This window comes from Streptomyces rugosispiralis, from assembly GCF_024505145.1.
GTDB classification, from domain to species: domain Bacteria; phylum Actinomycetota; class Actinomycetes; order Streptomycetales; family Streptomycetaceae; genus Streptomyces; species Streptomyces rugosispiralis.
Genome location: NZ_JANIAA010000002.1, coordinates 51820 through 66718 on the forward strand (window position 1 = coordinate 51820; position 14899 = coordinate 66718).

Annotated in this window: 13 protein-coding genes and 1 pseudogene; 9 read left to right on the forward strand and 5 right to left on the reverse strand. The window is 72.4% G+C overall.

Annotated features, from left to right (window positions below; genetic code table 11):
* Nucleotides 1-33: 33 nt before the first annotated feature.
* The gene (locus NP777_RS04245) at nt 34-270 is read right to left on the reverse strand and encodes a hypothetical protein (RefSeq protein WP_256649100.1); all 237 of its coding nucleotides are present in this window, start codon (nt 268-270) and stop codon (nt 34-36) included.
* 89 nt (nt 271-359) lie between these two features.
* Between NP777_RS04245 and NP777_RS04250 the strand changes: the two genes are divergently transcribed.
* The 3 genes from NP777_RS04250 to NP777_RS04260 all read left to right on the forward strand — a co-directional run bounded on the left by NP777_RS04250 (nt 360) and on the right by NP777_RS04260 (nt 2042).
* Nucleotides 360-1334 carry a carbon-nitrogen hydrolase family protein gene (locus NP777_RS04250; protein WP_256648674.1) on the forward strand — a complete coding sequence of 325 codons (975 nt, stop codon included), beginning with the start codon at nt 360-362 and terminating at the stop codon, nt 1332-1334.
* An 88-nt stretch (nt 1335-1422) separates the two neighbouring features.
* Entirely contained in the window at nt 1423-1662 is a 240-nt protein-coding gene (locus tag NP777_RS04255; protein WP_020865818.1) for a hypothetical protein, read from the forward strand.
* A gap of 2 nt (nt 1663-1664) precedes the next feature.
* Entirely contained in the window at nt 1665-2042 is a 378-nt protein-coding gene (locus tag NP777_RS04260) for a hypothetical protein (protein ID WP_046084158.1), read from the forward strand.
* A gap of 49 nt (nt 2043-2091) precedes the next feature.
* On the opposite strand, the gene NP777_RS04265 is transcribed toward NP777_RS04260, so the two are convergent.
* From NP777_RS04265 to NP777_RS04275, 3 genes and pseudogenes are all read right to left on the reverse strand, one after another.
* Nucleotides 2092-3363: an MFS transporter gene (locus NP777_RS04265; protein ID WP_256648675.1), complete on the reverse strand. Its 1272-nt coding sequence runs from the start codon at nt 3361-3363 to the stop codon at nt 2092-2094.
* A 71-nt stretch (nt 3364-3434) separates the two neighbouring features.
* Complete coding sequence (locus tag NP777_RS04270) at nt 3435-3944, reverse strand: MarR family winged helix-turn-helix transcriptional regulator (protein WP_256648676.1); 510 nt, start codon at nt 3942-3944, stop codon at nt 3435-3437.
* Between the two features lie 81 nt (nt 3945-4025).
* Nucleotides 4026-4674, reverse strand: a pseudogene (locus NP777_RS04275) (YncE family protein); the annotation flags it as partial.
* 227 nt (nt 4675-4901) lie between these two features.
* Here NP777_RS04275 and NP777_RS04280 point away from each other — a divergent pair.
* From NP777_RS04280 to NP777_RS04295, 4 genes are all read left to right on the forward strand, one after another.
* On the forward strand, nt 4902-5801 hold the full coding sequence (locus NP777_RS04280) for a Gfo/Idh/MocA family protein (protein WP_256648677.1): 900 nt from the start codon (nt 4902-4904) through the stop codon (nt 5799-5801).
* A 189-nt stretch (nt 5802-5990) separates the two neighbouring features.
* The gene (locus NP777_RS04285) at nt 5991-6734 is read left to right on the forward strand and encodes an HAD family hydrolase (RefSeq protein WP_256648678.1); all 744 of its coding nucleotides are present in this window, start codon (nt 5991-5993) and stop codon (nt 6732-6734) included.
* A complete protein-coding gene (locus tag NP777_RS04290) occupies nt 6731-9076 on the forward strand; it encodes a glycoside hydrolase family 65 protein (protein WP_256648679.1) in 2346 nt (781 codons plus the stop codon). Before NP777_RS04285 ends, NP777_RS04290 begins: the two co-directional genes overlap by 4 nt.
* A 69-nt stretch (nt 9077-9145) precedes the next feature.
* Complete coding sequence (locus NP777_RS04295) at nt 9146-10192, forward strand: PHP domain-containing protein (RefSeq protein ID WP_256648680.1); 1047 nt, start codon at nt 9146-9148, stop codon at nt 10190-10192.
* Between the two features lie 223 nt (nt 10193-10415).
* Here NP777_RS04295 and NP777_RS04300 read toward each other — a convergent pair whose 3' ends face one another.
* Complete coding sequence (locus tag NP777_RS04300; RefSeq protein ID WP_256648681.1) at nt 10416-12335, reverse strand: glycoside hydrolase family 97 protein; 1920 nt, start codon at nt 12333-12335, stop codon at nt 10416-10418.
* Nucleotides 12336-12527: 192 nt separating this feature from the next.
* On the opposite strand from NP777_RS04300, the gene NP777_RS04305 reads away from it, so the two are divergent.
* Together NP777_RS04305 and NP777_RS04310 are read left to right on the forward strand one after the other, a co-directional pair.
* Entirely contained in the window at nt 12528-12713 is a 186-nt protein-coding gene (locus NP777_RS04305) for a hypothetical protein (protein ID WP_256648682.1), read from the forward strand.
* Nucleotides 12714-12941: 228 nt separating this feature from the next.
* Nucleotides 12942-14870, forward strand: coding sequence for an NAD-binding protein (locus NP777_RS04310; protein ID WP_256649080.1), 1929 nt, complete (start codon nt 12942-12944; stop codon nt 14868-14870).
* The last annotated feature ends 29 nt before the right edge of the window (nt 14871-14899 follow it).

Consider the following 14899-nt stretch of genomic DNA (forward strand, 5'->3'; position numbering starts at 1 on the left):
CCCTCACGGCGACGCGGCTCACCGTACCTCCGTTCACCAGTCGTGCACTGTGCCGTCCGCCAGCCGGTTCACCGGCAGATACGCGGGCTGGTACGGGAACCGCCCGGCGGCCTCCGTGTCCAGCTCGACGCCCAGGCCCGGGGCGTCGGAATGGGCGCGGATGGAGTCGAGCAGTTCGGGGACGTCCCGGCCGGAGGCGTGCCCGTAGGCCAGCGCCGGAGGCGACGGCCCCTCGCGAACCCACTTCGCGCGCGGGTAACGTGGCGGCATGCTTTGACACCCGCCCCGCCCCCGGGGCCCACCGGGACACCTCCTTCGCATCGCCCGCACGTCATCAGGTACCGAAGGAGGCATCCGCCATGACCACCCTCACCATCGCACTGCTCCAACTCACCCCGCCCGGCCCCGATCTGGCCGTGAACCTCGCCCTCGGCGAGGCGGCCTGCCGGCGGGCGCGGGCGCTCGGCGCCGACATCGCGCTCTTCCCCGAGATGTGGAGCAACGGCTACAGCTGCGCCGTCCCCGAAGGCTCCGCCCGCGGTGACGTCTACCGCCATCCGTCGCTGAGGGACGGCGCCCGCACCCCGGCGGAGCCGTGGCCCGAATCCGTCTGGCTCGGCGAGCCCATCACCCGCGACTCGCCCTTCGTCACCCGCTTCCGCGAGCTGGCCGCCGAACTCGAGATGGCCATCGCGCTCACCTATCTGGAGCGCTGGGACGGACCGCCGCGCAACACCCTCTCCCTCATCGACCGGCACGGCCGCCTGGTGCTGACCTACGCCAAGGTGCACACCTGCGCCTTCGACCTGCCCGAGGCCGGTCTGACCCCGGGGGAGGGGTTCGAGGTGTGCGCCCTGGACACGGCGGTGGGCGAGGTGATGACCGGGGCGATGATCTGTTACGACCGGGAGTTCCCGGAGAGCGCCCGCGCCCTGATGCTCGCCGGGGCGGAGATCGTCCTCACCCCGAACGCCTGTGATCTGGAGATCAACCGGCTCTCCCAGTTCCGCTCCCGCGCCGTGGAGAACATGACCGGCATGGCCATGGCCAACTACGCCGGTCCCGGCTGGGGTCACTCCGTGGCCCACGACGGCATCGCCTTCGCGGGCGGGCGGTCGCGGGACACCCTGGTGGTCGAGGCGGGCGAGGCCGAGGGGGTCTATCCGGCGGTCTTCGACCTCGACGCGCTGCGCGACAACCGGCGCCGGGAGGCCTGGGGAGACGCCTTCCGCCGCCCCGCCGCGTACCGGAGCCTGCTGGACCGGGAGGTGCGCGAGCCGTTCATCAGGGTGGGTCCCGACGGCGCTCCCGTCCCCGGCCGCAGCCGTTCCTGATGGCTGGAAAGATTTGTCAAGTACCTACAAAAACATGATCTGAGCTGCGGCGATTGCTGACGGGGTACCTCGTGAGTAGGGTGTCCTCATGTCAGCACTCAACGTGGAATTCAGCGATCGGGAACTGGAGGACCTCCGTCAGATCGCCAAGGAGCGCGGTACCACCATGAAGGCCCTCGTCCGCGAGGCGACCGTGGCCGACATCGCGCGTCACCGCGCTCTGCAGGAGGGTGCCGAGGTCTTCCGGCGGTTCTTCGCGGACAACGCCGACGCCTTCGCGGACGCGTTCCCCGACGATGAGCACCGCCAGCCCGGGCAGGCCGCCTGACCATGGCCCCGCTGCTGCATATCGACGTCCCCTGGCTGCTGCAGCGCCATGAGGAGGTCATGCCGGAACAGCCGGCCATCTCGGACTTCTCGGGTCTGGTCGCGGCCGTGGCCCGCCACCGCGTCGACCCGCCGCGCCTGGGTGTCGATCCCGACCCGGCGTGGCGGGCCGCGGCCCTGCTGCACACCATCGCGCTGCTCAGGCCGCTTCCGGCGAGCAACGCGCGGTTCGCCGCCGCGACCGCGGTCGCCTATATGCACGCTTCCGGCGAGGGCATCGACCCGCCGTACGGGGCGCTGATCGACCTGGTCCGCGACATCCTCTCGGGGAAGTCCGACGCCTTCGACGCGGCCAGCCACATCCGCTCCTGGCGGATCTGAGCGGGGACGGGCGGGGACGGGCGGGGCCCGCCGGGGCCCCGCCCCGGCGTCAGCCCGCCGAGCCGAACTCCTCGGCCAGCGCCTGCTTCTCCAGCGTCTCGTGCCGCTCCTCGGCCGGGGTGTGTCCGGCCGCCTCCGCCGCCTGCACGCGCTCGGCCTCGGCGAGCAGCGAGTGCCCGGTGGCCAGGACGCCGATGCCCAGCGCGACCGCCGCCGCCCCGATGTAGAAGGGCAGATGCACCCCGCTGTGCTCGGCGATCTTGCCCGCCGCGTACGGGGCCAGACCGCCGCCGATGAAGCGGACGAAACCGTAGGAGGCGGAGGCGACGGGCCGTTCGACGGGGGCGACGGTCATCACCGCCTGGGTGGTGATGGTGTTGTTGATCCCGATGAAGGCGCCGGCCACGATCACCGCCACGATCAGCGTCGCCTTGGAGTCGGTGAACAGGCCGATGACGAGGATGTCGAGCGCGAACAGCGCCAGATTCAGATACAGCGAGCGGGCTATGCCGAGCCGCGCCTGCAGCCAGGGGGCGCCGAAGACCGAGAAGACGGCGACGAGCACACCCCAGCCGGTGAAGACATAGCCGAGCTCATGGGTGCCCAGGTCCATCGGGAACGGGGCGTAGCCCAGCACCGTGAAGAAGCCCCAGTTGTAGCAGAGCGCGGTCAGCCCCATGATGAGCAGCCCGCGGTGGCGCAGCGCCTTGATCGGGTCGGCGATCGAGGCCCGGCGCGCCGGGGTCGGGGTGGGCTGGACCAGCACGATGGTCGCGATCAGCGCGATGGCCATCAGGACCGCGACGCCGAAGAACGGCCCGCGCCAGCTGATCGCGCCGAGCTCACCGCCCAGCAGCGGCCCGATCGCGATGCCGATGCCCAGCGCGGTCTCGTAGAGGATGATCGCGCCGGCGAAGCCACCGCTGGCCGAGCCCACGATGACGGCCAGCGAGGTGGCGATGAAGAGGGCGTTGCCCAGCCCCCACCCGGCGCGGAAGCCGACGATCCCGTCGATGCTGCCGGACGCCCCGGCCGCCGCGCTGAAGAGCACGATGAGCACCAGCCCGGCCACCAGGGTGCGCTTGGCGCCGATACGGCTGGAGACGAACCCGGTGACCAGCATGGCGACCGCGGTGACCACCAGATAGCTGGTGAACAGCAGCGACACCTGGCTCGGCGTGGCATGGAGCTTGGCGGAGAGGGAGGGCAGGATCGGATCCACGAGGCCGATGCCCATGAAGGAGATCACACAGGCGAAGGCGACCGCCCATACGGCCTTCGGCTGCTTGAAGGGGTTGGGGGCGCTGGGATGAGCGGACAAGAGATGCTCCGTCGTTCAGGGCCCGAGCCGTGACGACATGGCGAGCCGTGGCGCGGCAGGGTGCCGGTTGATCAGGAAGCGGTGCTCCCCGGGGACGGGGACCTCCGCGCCCGTGCCGCGTTCTCGACCAGCCGCTGGAAGGCGGGGGTGGCGGCGCGGACGGCGGTGGCGAGTGCCTGTTGATCCTCGGGGGAGAGGGTGGCCAGCAGTTCGGCGAGCCGGTCGGTACGGCCGCGGCGCCGCTCGGCGAGCAGTTCCCGCCCGGCGTCGGTGATCGCCACCAGCACCACCCGCCCGTCGTGCGGATCGTCGACCCGGGTCACCAGACCCTGCCGCTCCAGCCGCTGGATCAGCTGGGTCATCGAGGGCTGGGTGACGCCCTCGTCGGCGGCCAGGGCCGTGAGGCGGGACGGGCCCTCCCGGCTGAGCCGGCCGAGGGTCGAGGCCGCGGTGAAGCTGATGTCCCGGTTGGTCAGATGGCGCACCGCGAGGAACGCCAGCTGCTCCAGCGCCTCCGCGACCTCCTCGCGGGTGGCGGGGGCGTCGGAGTCCCGGGCACCGGACTGCTGCGTGTATTCCACATCTAGTTTTATATCATGCCTCTATATAGGCAGGCTATGCAGATGGTCACGGGTCTCGGCCGGCACCCGCGGGAATACCGCTCAGCGGAAGGTGCTGGTGTGGCCGAGGGAGTAGCGGCCGGGCTGGGGGTGGACCGCGAGCCCGTGCGGGCCGCCGCCGACCGGGATCCGGGCGCGCAGCCGGCCGGTGCGGGTGTCGATCGCGTAGACCTCGGCGTTGTAGCGGCCCGAGAGCCACAGCACCTTGCCGTCGGTGGACACCCCGCCCATGTCGGGGCTGCCGCCACCGGGGAGCCGCCACCGCCGCACCAGCTTGCCGGTCTTGAAGGACAGCAGGTGTCGCCGTTGAGCACCCACAGGCCGTTCGCCACCATGTCGGCGATGTACCAGGTCTTGCCGTTGGGCGAGATCTTGACGTCCTGTGGCATCGCCCCGGCGATCGGCAATCGCTCCTTGGCGCCCACCTTCTTCTTCGCCGTGTCCACCTTCAGCAGCTCACCGGAGAACTCGCACGAGACGATGAAGTAGCGCCCGTCCGGTGAGAAGTCCGCGTGGTTGACGCCGTGGCAGTCCACCGGGACCGACTTGACCACCTTCATGGTGTGCGCGTCCCGGAAGACCAGCGCCCGGTCCATGGAGGCCATCACCACGGCGTACTTCCCGTCCGGGTGAAGTAGAGGTTGTACGGGTCGCGGACGTCCACCGGGCGGCCCACCCGGCCGTTGGCGGGGCCACGGCCTCACCCTGGCACCGCCCCCGGCCCCCGGCATCCGCCGGCGACCAAGCGGGGGAGCGGCGTATCGCCCTCGGCCGAAGCGGCCGGGGCGGACGGGGGCGTAGGATCGCGGCCGGCACCGGGGGAGGGCCCCTGGGGCTTCACGGCTTCACTCATGGCCTCATGGCCTCATGGCCTCACGGGCTCATGGCCTCACGGCCTCATACGGAGGGGGACGGACAGTGCGGTTCGGAGTGCTGGGCACCGGACACTGGGCGGCCGAGACCCACGCGGCGGCGCTCGCCGCGCACCCCGTGGCCGAACTGGCCGGGATCTGGGGACGCGATCCGGCGAAGGCGAAGGCACTGGCCGGCCGCTGGGGCACCCGCGCCTACCCGGACGCCGACGAGCTGATCGCCGACGTGGACGCCGTGGCCATCGCCCTTCCGCCGGACATCCAGAGCGGCCTCGCCGAGCGGGCCGCGCTGGCCGGGCGCCATCTGCTGCTGGACAAGCCGCTGGCCTTCGGCACCGAGGAGGCCGACCGGATCGTGCACGCCGTGGACGAGCGCGGACTGGCCTCGATCGTGTTCTTCACCAACCGCTTCGCGGCGCCCGTCGAGACCTTCCTCCGGCAGGCCGCGGCGGACGGTGGCTGGGACGGCGGCCGTGCCACCGCCTTCGCCTCGATCTTCCAGCCCGGCGGCCACTACGGCCACTCCCACTGGCGGCGGGAGCGCGGCGGGCTGTGGGACGTCGGCCCGCACTCGCTGTCCGTCCTGCTCCCGGTCCTCGGCCCGGTGGCCGAGGTCACCGCGCTGGAGGGGCCGCGCGGCGCCGCGCATGTGCTGCTGCGCCACCACTCCGGTGCCATCGGCACCCTCGCGCTCACCCTGGACGCCCGGCCCGCCGCCCAGGGCTTCTCCTGCGACTTCTACGGCGAGCGGGGGATCGCCGCGGTGCCCGAGGCGGGGACCACCGCGTTGGACGCCTTCGCCACGGCCGTCGACCGGCTGCTGGGCGCCGCCCGCGACGGCGGCGCGGCCGACCCCTGCGACGTGCGGTTCGGCCGCGAGGTCGTCGCCGTCCTGGAGGCCGCCGACCGCTCCGGCCGCGAGGGGCGCACCGTCGTGCCACGCTGAGCGAGCGCCGCCCCGCGCCGAGCGAACTCCGTCTCCCCGTGCTGCGCGAACGCCGTCTCCCCGCGCCGAGCGAGCGCCGTCCCGCGCGGAGTGTGCCCGTCCCGGGCAGGCCGCGCGCCGTGCTCCGCCGAGCGGGGGAAGGCCTCCCCTTTCCGGCATATTCCGGCGTTCCCGGGGGAACCGGGTGCCATGACCAAGCTCTGCCTGCCCGATGGCATCCGAGCCTGCCTGTTCGACCTCGACGGCGTGCTGACCCGGACCGCGGTGGTGCACGCGGCGGCGTGGAAGCAGATGTTCGACGAGTATCTGCGGCGGCGCGACGGCCCCTCCTTCCGCCCCTTCGACTCGGGCCGCGACTACGACGAGTACGTGGACGGCCGTCCGCGCGCCGACGGGGTGCGCACCTTCCTGGCCTCCCGGGGCGTCGAGCTGCCCGACGGCGAGCCGGACGACCCGCCCGACCAGGACACCGTGCACGGCCTGGGCAACCGTAAGAACATCCTCGTCCTGGAGAAGATCCGGAAGGAGGGAGTGGAGGCGTACCCGGGCTCGGTGCGCTTCGTGGCGGCCGTGCGCGCCGAGGGCCTGCGGACCGCGGTCGTCTCCTCCAGCGCCAACTGCCGCGATGTGCTGATCGCCGCCGGTATCGAGCACCTCTTCGAGGTGCGGATCGACGGTGTGGTCGCCGCCGAGCGCAAGCTGCCCGGCAAACCGCACCCCGACACCTTCCTGGCGGCCGGACAGGAGCTGGCCGTCGGGCCCGATGCGGCCGCCGTCTTCGAGGACGCCCTGGCGGGCATGGAGGCCGGGCGCTCCGGGCACTTCGGCTGTGTCGTCGGCGTGGACCGAGTGGGCCAGGCCGACGCGCTGCGCGCACACGGCGCCGACGTCGTGGTCAAGGATCTCGCCGAGCTGCTGGAGGACGACTCGTGATCACCGATGCCTCGTACGCGGTCGATCCCTGGACGCTGCGGGAGACCGATCTCCGGCTCGATCTGCTGCCCCAGAGCGAATCGGTCTTCGCGCTCTCCAACGGCCATGTGGGCTGGCGCGCCAACCTCGACGAGGGGGAGCCCCACGGCCTCCCCGGCTCCTACCTCAACGGGGTGTACGAACGGCGTCCCCTGCCCTACGCCGAGGCCGGATACGGCTACCCCGAGGCCGGCCAGACCATGATCAACGTCACCAACGGCAAGATCATCCGGCTGCTGGTGGACGACGAGCCCTTCGATCTGCGCTACGGACGGCTGCGTTCCCATGAGCGGGTGCTCGATCTGCGCGGCGGACTGCTCCACCGCACCTGCGAATGGACCTCCCCCTCCGGCGTCAGCGTACGGGTCCGGTCCACCCGGCTGGTCTCCCTCACCCAGCGGGCCATCGCCGCCGTCGCCTACGAGGTGGAGGCCGTCGACGCCCAGATCCGCGTCGTCGTCCAGTCCGAACTGGTCGCCAACGAGCAGCTCCCCGAGCGCGGCGGCGATCCCCGGGTGGCCGAGGCCCTGGAGTCCCCGCTCAAGCCCGAGGAGAACGCCGCCGACGACAAGCGGCTGCGGCTGATCCACTGCACCGACGCCAGCGCCCTGCGGGTCGCGGCCGCCGCCGACCACCTGATCACCGGGCCGCCGCCCACCCGTCACTCCAGCGAGAGCGCCGACGACGTGGCCCGGCTGACCGTCACCTCGGTGCTGGAGCCGGGCCAGGTGCTGCGGCTGGAGAAGCTGGTGGCCTACGGCTGGTCCGGCGCCCGTTCGCTGCCCGCCGTACGGGACCAGGTCGAGGCCGCGCTGGCCGGGGCCGCCAGCACCGGGTGGCGCGGCCTGGTGGACCAGCAGCGCGCCTGGCTGGAGGACTTCTGGTCCCGCGCCGACGTCGAGGTCGAGGGGGACGCCGAGATCCAGCAGGCCGTGCGGTTCGCCCTCTTCCACGTCCTCCAGGCCGGCGCCCGCGCCGAGGAACGGGCCATCCCCGCCAAGGGCCTCACCGGCTCCGGCTACGACGGCCACTCGTTCTGGGACACCGACACCTTCGTCCTGCCCCTGCTCACCTACACCTTCCCCGAGTCCGTGGCCGAGGCGCTGCGCTGGCGGCAGTCCATCCTGCCCGCCGCCCGGGACCGGGCCCGGCAACTGGGCCACGAGGGCGCCGCCTTCCCCTGGCGCACCATCGACGGCTCCGAATGCTCCGCCTACTGGCCGGCCGGCACCGCGGCCTTCCACGTCAACGCCGATGTGGCGGACGCGGTGGTGCGCTATGTGGCTGCCACCGGCGACGACGAGTTCGAGCGCGAGACCGCCGTGGAACTGCTGGTGGAGACCGCCCGGCTGTGGCGCTCCCTCGGCCACCACGATCACCACGGCCGCTTCCACATCGACGGGGTGACCGGACCCGACGAGTACAGCGCCGTCGCGGACGACAACGTGTACACCAACCTCATGGCCCAGTCGAATCTGCGGGCCGCCGCTGACATCGTCGAACGCCACCCGGACAAGGGCGCCGAACTGGGCGTCGACGACGAGGAGGCCGCCGCCTGGCGGGACGCCGCCGAGTCCATGACCGTCCCGTACAACAAGACCCTGGGCGTCCATGAGCAGTCCGCGGACTTCACCGGCCACCAGGAGTGGGACTTCCAGGGCACCCGCCCCGACCAGTACCCGCTGATGCTCCACTTCCCGTACTTCGACATGTACCGCAAACAGGTGGTCAAACAGGCCGACCTGGTGCTGGCGATGTATCTGCGCGGCGAGTGCTTCACCGAGGAGGAGAAGGCACGCGACTTCGACTACTACGAGCGGCTGACGGTCCGGGACTCCTCGCTCTCCGCTTGTACCCAGGCCGTCATGGCCGCCGAGGTCGGCCATCTGCGGCTCGCCTACGACTACTTGGGCGAGGCGGCCCTGATGGACCTGAAGGACCTGGAGCACAACACCCGCGACGGTCTGCACATCGCCTCGCTCGCCGGTACCTGGATCGCCCTGGTCGCCGGGTTCGGCGGGATGCGCCACCGCGACGGCAGGCTGGAGTTCTCGCCCAAGCTGCCCGAGAAGCTGGCCCGGCTCGCCTTCACCATGCAGGTGCTGGGCCGGAGGCTGCGCGTGGAGATCACCAACCACTCCGTGACCTACTCCCTGGCCGAGGGCGCCCCCCTGGAGATCCGGCACTACGGCAGGCCCATCACGGTCTCCGAGAAGAACCCCCGGACCTGCGACATCGACGAGCTGACGGCACGTCCCGAACCCCATCAGCCCCCCGGCCGCCGCCCGAACCGCCGCGCCTGACGCATGGCCGCCGGACGTCCCACGTCACGACACTCCGCTCGGCACGCCACCCACAGCGAGGAGCGCCCGATGGACCCTCTCGAGGCCCTGGACCGGATCGCGTTTCTCCTGGAGCGCGCCCAGGCGCCGACCTATCGGGTGCGTGCCTTCCGCACGGCCCAGTCGGTGCTCGCCGGCCTGGACCCCCAGGAGGTGGAGCGGCGTGCCGCGAACGGCACCCTCCGGTCGCTCAAGGGCCTCGGCCCCAAGACCTCGCAGGTGGTCCAGGAGGCGCTGAAGGACCAGGTGCCCGGGTATCTGGCGAGGCTGGAGGCCGAGCCCGCCGAGGCCGGGCGCGAGCCGGACGAGGACGCGGCGAAGCTGTGCGCCGCGCTGCGCGGGGACTGCCATATGCACTCGGACTGGTCCGACGGCGGTTCCCCGATCGAGCTGATGGCCCGGACGGCGGCGCGGCTGGGGCACGAGTGGGCGGTGCTCACCGACCATTCCCCGCGGCTGACCGTGGCCCGCGGCCTCTCGGCGGACCGGCTGCGCGCCCAGCTCGACGTGGTGGCGGAACTGCGCGCGGGACTCGCCCCGTTCCAGCTGCTCACCGGGATCGAGGTCGACATCCTCCCCGACGGCTCCCTGGACCAGGAGCCGGAGCTGCTGGACCAGTTGGACGTGGTGGTGGCCTCGGTCCACTCCAAGCTGCGGATGGACGCCCGCCCCATGACCCGCCGGATGGTCACCGCCGTCAGCGATCCGCTGGTCGATGTGCTGGGCCACTGCACCGGACGGCTGCTCGGCGGCAAGCGCCCCGAGTCGGCCTTCGACCATGAGGAGGTCTTCGGCGCCTGCGTGGCGGCGGGCACCGCCGTGGAGATCAACTGCCGCCCGGAGCGGCTGGATCCGCCGCGCGGACTGCTGCGGGAGGCCGTGCGGGCGGGGACGTTCTTCTCCATCGACACCGACGCCCACGCCCCCGGCCAGCTCGACTGGCAGTCCAACGGGTGTGCCCGAGCGGTGGAATGCGGGGTGCCGGCGGAGCGCGTCATCACCACGTGGACGGCCCGGCAACTGGTGGACTGGACCCGCACGCGCAGGGCCCCGCGCCGTGCGGGACGGGGGAGTTGACGGCACCCATACGCGAAACGGGCGGAGGGTATGTCTATTTGCCGTAAGTCCTTATATCTTCCCCTCCGGGCGGGCTAGCGTGGAGACGTCGCACGTCCTGCCGGGGGCATGGCGCACGGGGCCCCGGCGCGGGGGAGTTCTTCGACGACCTCAGCGGGGCGCCCCGCGGTCGACACCCATGTGTACCTCACCATCGGACTGTCCGTGCTCGGCCAGATCGCCTTCACCGCGCTCTCGACGGCGACGGGCGGTCGCAGGTCGACAGACCGGGCCGCCAGCGGCAGGCGATGGCGGCGAATCCGCCGTCCGCCGTGACCGGTACGGACAGGGTCTGCCCGCCGCGCACCACCGTGGGCGTGCGGACCAGACCGTCCGGGCCGTCCAGGATCAGATCGACGAGCCAGCGGCCCGGCTCCAGCCGCAGCGGCACCTCGGCGGTGTGCGCGGGGCCGGTGAACGTACCGCCGATGAACCACCGTGAGCCGCTCGCGCGGGCGAGCACCGCGCTCTCACCCGGCCGTCCCGCCAGCAGCCGGGTGCGGTCCCAGGTGGCCGGGAGCCGCTCCAGGAACCGGCGGGCGAGCGGACGGGCGTCGTAGGACTCCGGGGTGCCCGCCAGGTTCTGGATCCCGGACTCGTAGAGCACCGAAAGCCCGACCTCGCCCGCGTCCGACGCCGCGTTGGGGCGCTGGGGCCGGTGGAAGGCCCCGGGGGTGAAGTCCATGGAGCCGATGACATTGCGGGTGAACGGCAGCGTCGCCAGGTGCTGCGGGGTGTTGGTCCGCTTCTCCTCGCCGTTCACGCCCTCCATCGACATCACCTGCGGCCAGGTGCGCTGAATGCCCTTGGGGATCGTCGAGCCGTGGAAGTTGACGAGCAGATGGTGGGCCGCGGTGTCCTTGAGGATCTCGTCGTACCAGCGCAGCGTCTCCTGGGACTCGGAGTCCATGAAGTCGATCTTCACGCCCTTCACCCCCCACCGCTCCAGCGTGGGCAGCCACTGCTCGCGCTCCTCGGCGGTGTCGAGGTCCCGGTGGTGGATCCAGACCTGGATGCCCACATGCCGCTCGCGGGCGTAGTCCACGAGTCGCGGGATCCAGCTGTTCCGTTGCCAGTCGGGATCGGTGACGTCCCACTGGTCGGGGTCGAAGTACCAGCCCGCGTCCACCACCACGTACGGCCATCCGCGCTGGGCCGCGTAGTCCACGTACCCCTGCTGCATCGACAGGCTCTGCCCGGCCGGCTTGCCGCCCGCGAGCCAGGTCCACAGGGCGGGCCCTGGCCGGATCCACGAGGTGTCGGCGACCCGTGACGCCGGTGCCAGATCGTCGGTGAAGGTGGACTGGGTGACGGTCGGCAGATCGCCCACGATCAGGGCGCGCCAGGGCGTGCTGAGCGGGCCGTCGGACTCGACCCGCTCGTCCCACAGGCCGATACGGTACGTGGGCAGCCCCTGCTGGTGGATCAGCCGGGCGGCGGAATAGCGGCCGGTGAGATCCGACTCCGCGATCAGGGCGTAGCCGCCGCCCGTCTCGAAGAGCGCCTGTGCCATGTACTCACCGGTGGGCGCGGTCGCCGCGGTGTACTCCTTGAACAGGTTCTCGTTGTCCTTGCGGTAGTCGCCCAGCCACGCGGCCGCGTCCGGGGGCAGCGTGAAGGCCGAGGTCTCGCCGAGGACATCGCCGCTGCCGGAGGGCAGGTCGTAGCGGTAGGCGACCCCGTCGTCCGAGACCCGGACCACGAGGTCCAGCCGGGCGCTCGCGCCGCCCCGGAACCGGAAGCGGGTCTCGGTCATCCGCGCGGTGCGCGAGCGCTCCTTGCCGGCCGTCGACCGGTAGCGCTCCACGACGGTGCGGTCGTGGCGTCCCAGATAGCGCAGCCCGTGCGACAGATCCGCCCGCTCGGTGACGATGCCCACGGGCGAGGGCTCGACCACCGTGCGTCCGCCCCGGGCCACCTGGAGCGTCAGCGCGCCCGAGGCGCCGTCGAGCCGCAGTTGGGCGAGGGGACCGGAGTGGGGCGAGGGGCCGCGCACGGTCCAGGCGGAGTCCTTCGCCTGCGCGGGTCCGGTGTTGAAGAGCGTCATGGCCAGGACGCCGCAGAGCAGAAATGCCACTGCGGAGCGTCGGTAAGATCTCGGCATCGTTGCCTCCCGAGGCGGATACGTTACCGAGTCATCCGATAACTGGGGAGGGGTTGCGCGGGATTACGCCCCGTCAAGGGTCGTGGTTGCATGAGAGATCGGATCTATGGCTTGGCTGCTTCCGGAGACGGCGCTACGGGTAAGGGGTCGGCGAACGGACCCGCGCACGGTCCGGATGAGGAGGCACACACGATGAGCGGCACGGTTCGGCCCGGCGATCCGGACCGGGAGACGCGGGAGACGGCGGACCCGGCGCCCGCCGAGCCCGAGGGCGGGGACCCCGCCTGCTGGCTGGAGCGGGTCTGCGCCGACTGCGGCGCGTTCCAGGACACCGCCGAGTTCACCCGCTGTGCGCGCTGCGGAGCCCCGAGGGAGTGAGCGGCGGCGGCACCCGGCCGCCTTCGGCGGCGAGACGGCCAACTCGCTTTGACGGCGGACCGGGTACGGTCTGATCATCACCGCCGGAGCGGAGGCGCCGGACGCCGGGTGCCTGCGGGCGCCGTACTCCGCCCGGTGACCCACGGCATCACGGAACCAACGGGGGGCTTCGCCGTCGTGTTCTCCACCTCCACATCCGACCCGCCGTCCCCCTCGGGGCCGGTCCACATGGTCGTCTGCGGCGACGACGCGCTCGCCCATCGCCTCGCCGCCGAACTGCACGACGTCTACCGGACACAGGTGACCGTCGTCATTCCCGGCGGTGCTCCCCTGGCGGACCCGGCCGGGCAGCGGATGGCGGGATGGCGGCCCGGCGGCCGTACCTCCGCGCTCTTCGGCAGGTTCAGCGCGGCCGTCGGACGGGTCCCGCTGCCCCGGCAGACCACGGACGACCCCGACCCGGCCGGGGGAGTGCGGGTCATGGAGGCGCCGGCACTGGACGAGGACGTGCTGATCGAGGCGGGCGCGGATCAGGCGACGGCGCTCGCCCTGGTCCATGACGACGACGAGACCAACATCCACGCCGCCCTGCGGGCCCGCCGCCTCAACCCCCGGCTGCGGCTGGTGATCCGGCTCTACAACCGCAAGCTGGGCCAGCACCTGGAGGAACTCCTCGACGAGGCGGCGCGGGTCGCCGATCCCGGTATGGACCCGGCGGAACTGGACGCCACCACCACCGTACTGTCGGACGCCGACACCGCGGCCCCCGCGCTCGCGGCCACCGCCGTGGCGGGCACCAGCAAAGTGCTCCAGGCCGACGGGCTGCTGCTGCGCGCGGCCGAGCGCACCCCGCCCGGCACGGACGAGGTCGCCGATCCGGGGCTGTGCACGCTCGCCCTGCTCTCGTCCACCACCAGCGACCCCGGCGGCAGCGAGGGCTCCGACAGCAGCGGGGACGAAGGGCCCAGGCTGCTGCCCGGGGACGAGGAGGTCGCCGCCGCCACCGGACGCGACACGGTGGTGCTCGAGGCCGTCTCCGCCATCGGCCCACCGCTGCCGCCACGGCGGCTCGGCAGCCGCAGACTGCCGCTGGCCTCGCTGTTCTCCCGCAGACTGCGCTGGTCCGTCGCCGGAATGGCGCTCGCCGTGCTGGTCCTCGCCCTCGCCTCCTGGCATTTCACCGGAGCCGGACTGCTCCACGCGGCCTACCTCACCGTGCTGGACGTGCTGGCGATCGACGACCCGGCGCTCGACGAGCCGACCGGACGCAAGGTCCTCCAACTGCTGTCCGGGCTGACCGGACTGCTCCTGCTGCCCGTTCTGGTGGCCGCCGCGCTGGAAGCGCTGGGCACCTTCCGCACCGCGTCCGCGCTGCGCCGCCCTCCGCGCGGCCTGTCCGGCCACGTCGTGCTGCTCGGACTCGGCAAGGTCGGCACCCGCGTCCTGGCCAGACTGCGGGAGATGGACATCCCCGTGGTGTGCGTGGAAGAGGATCCCGGGGCGCGCGGCATCCCGCTGGCCCGCAGGCTGGGGGTGCCTACGGTGCTCGGCGATGTCACCCAGGAAGGCGTCCTGGAGGCCGCCAAGATCCAGCGGGCCCACGCCCTGCTCGCACTGACCAGCGCCGACACCACCAACCTGGAGGCGACGCTGTACGCCCGCTCGGTCAAGCCCCGGCTGCGGGTGGCTCTGCGCCTGTATGACGACCGCTTCGCCACCGCCGTCTACCGCACGCTGCGTGCGGCCCATCCGCGGGCCCTCACCCGCAGCCGCAGCGTCTCCAGCCTGGCGGCTCCGGCGTTCGCCGGGGCGATGATGGGACGTCAGGTCCTCGGTGCCATACCGGTCGAGCGCAGGGTGCTGCTCTTCGCCGCCCTGCATGTCGCCGGGCATCCGCAACTGGAGGGGCGTACCGTCGCCGAGGCGTTCGTACCGGGCGCCTGGCGGGTGATCGCGCTGGACGCGGCCGAGCCCGCGGACCGGCAGCGCGACCTCGGGGCGGCGCCCCTTTACGACGGTGTCATCCGGCAGGAGCCGGCCCTGGTATGGGACCTGCACCCCGGCTATGCCCTGCGGCCCCAGGACCGCGTGGTGCTGGCGGCCACCCGCCAGGGTCTGGGGGAAATCCTGGCGGGGGCGCCGGTTCGCCGGAACTGACGCCGGGCCGCCCGTCGCCCCGCTGGGGC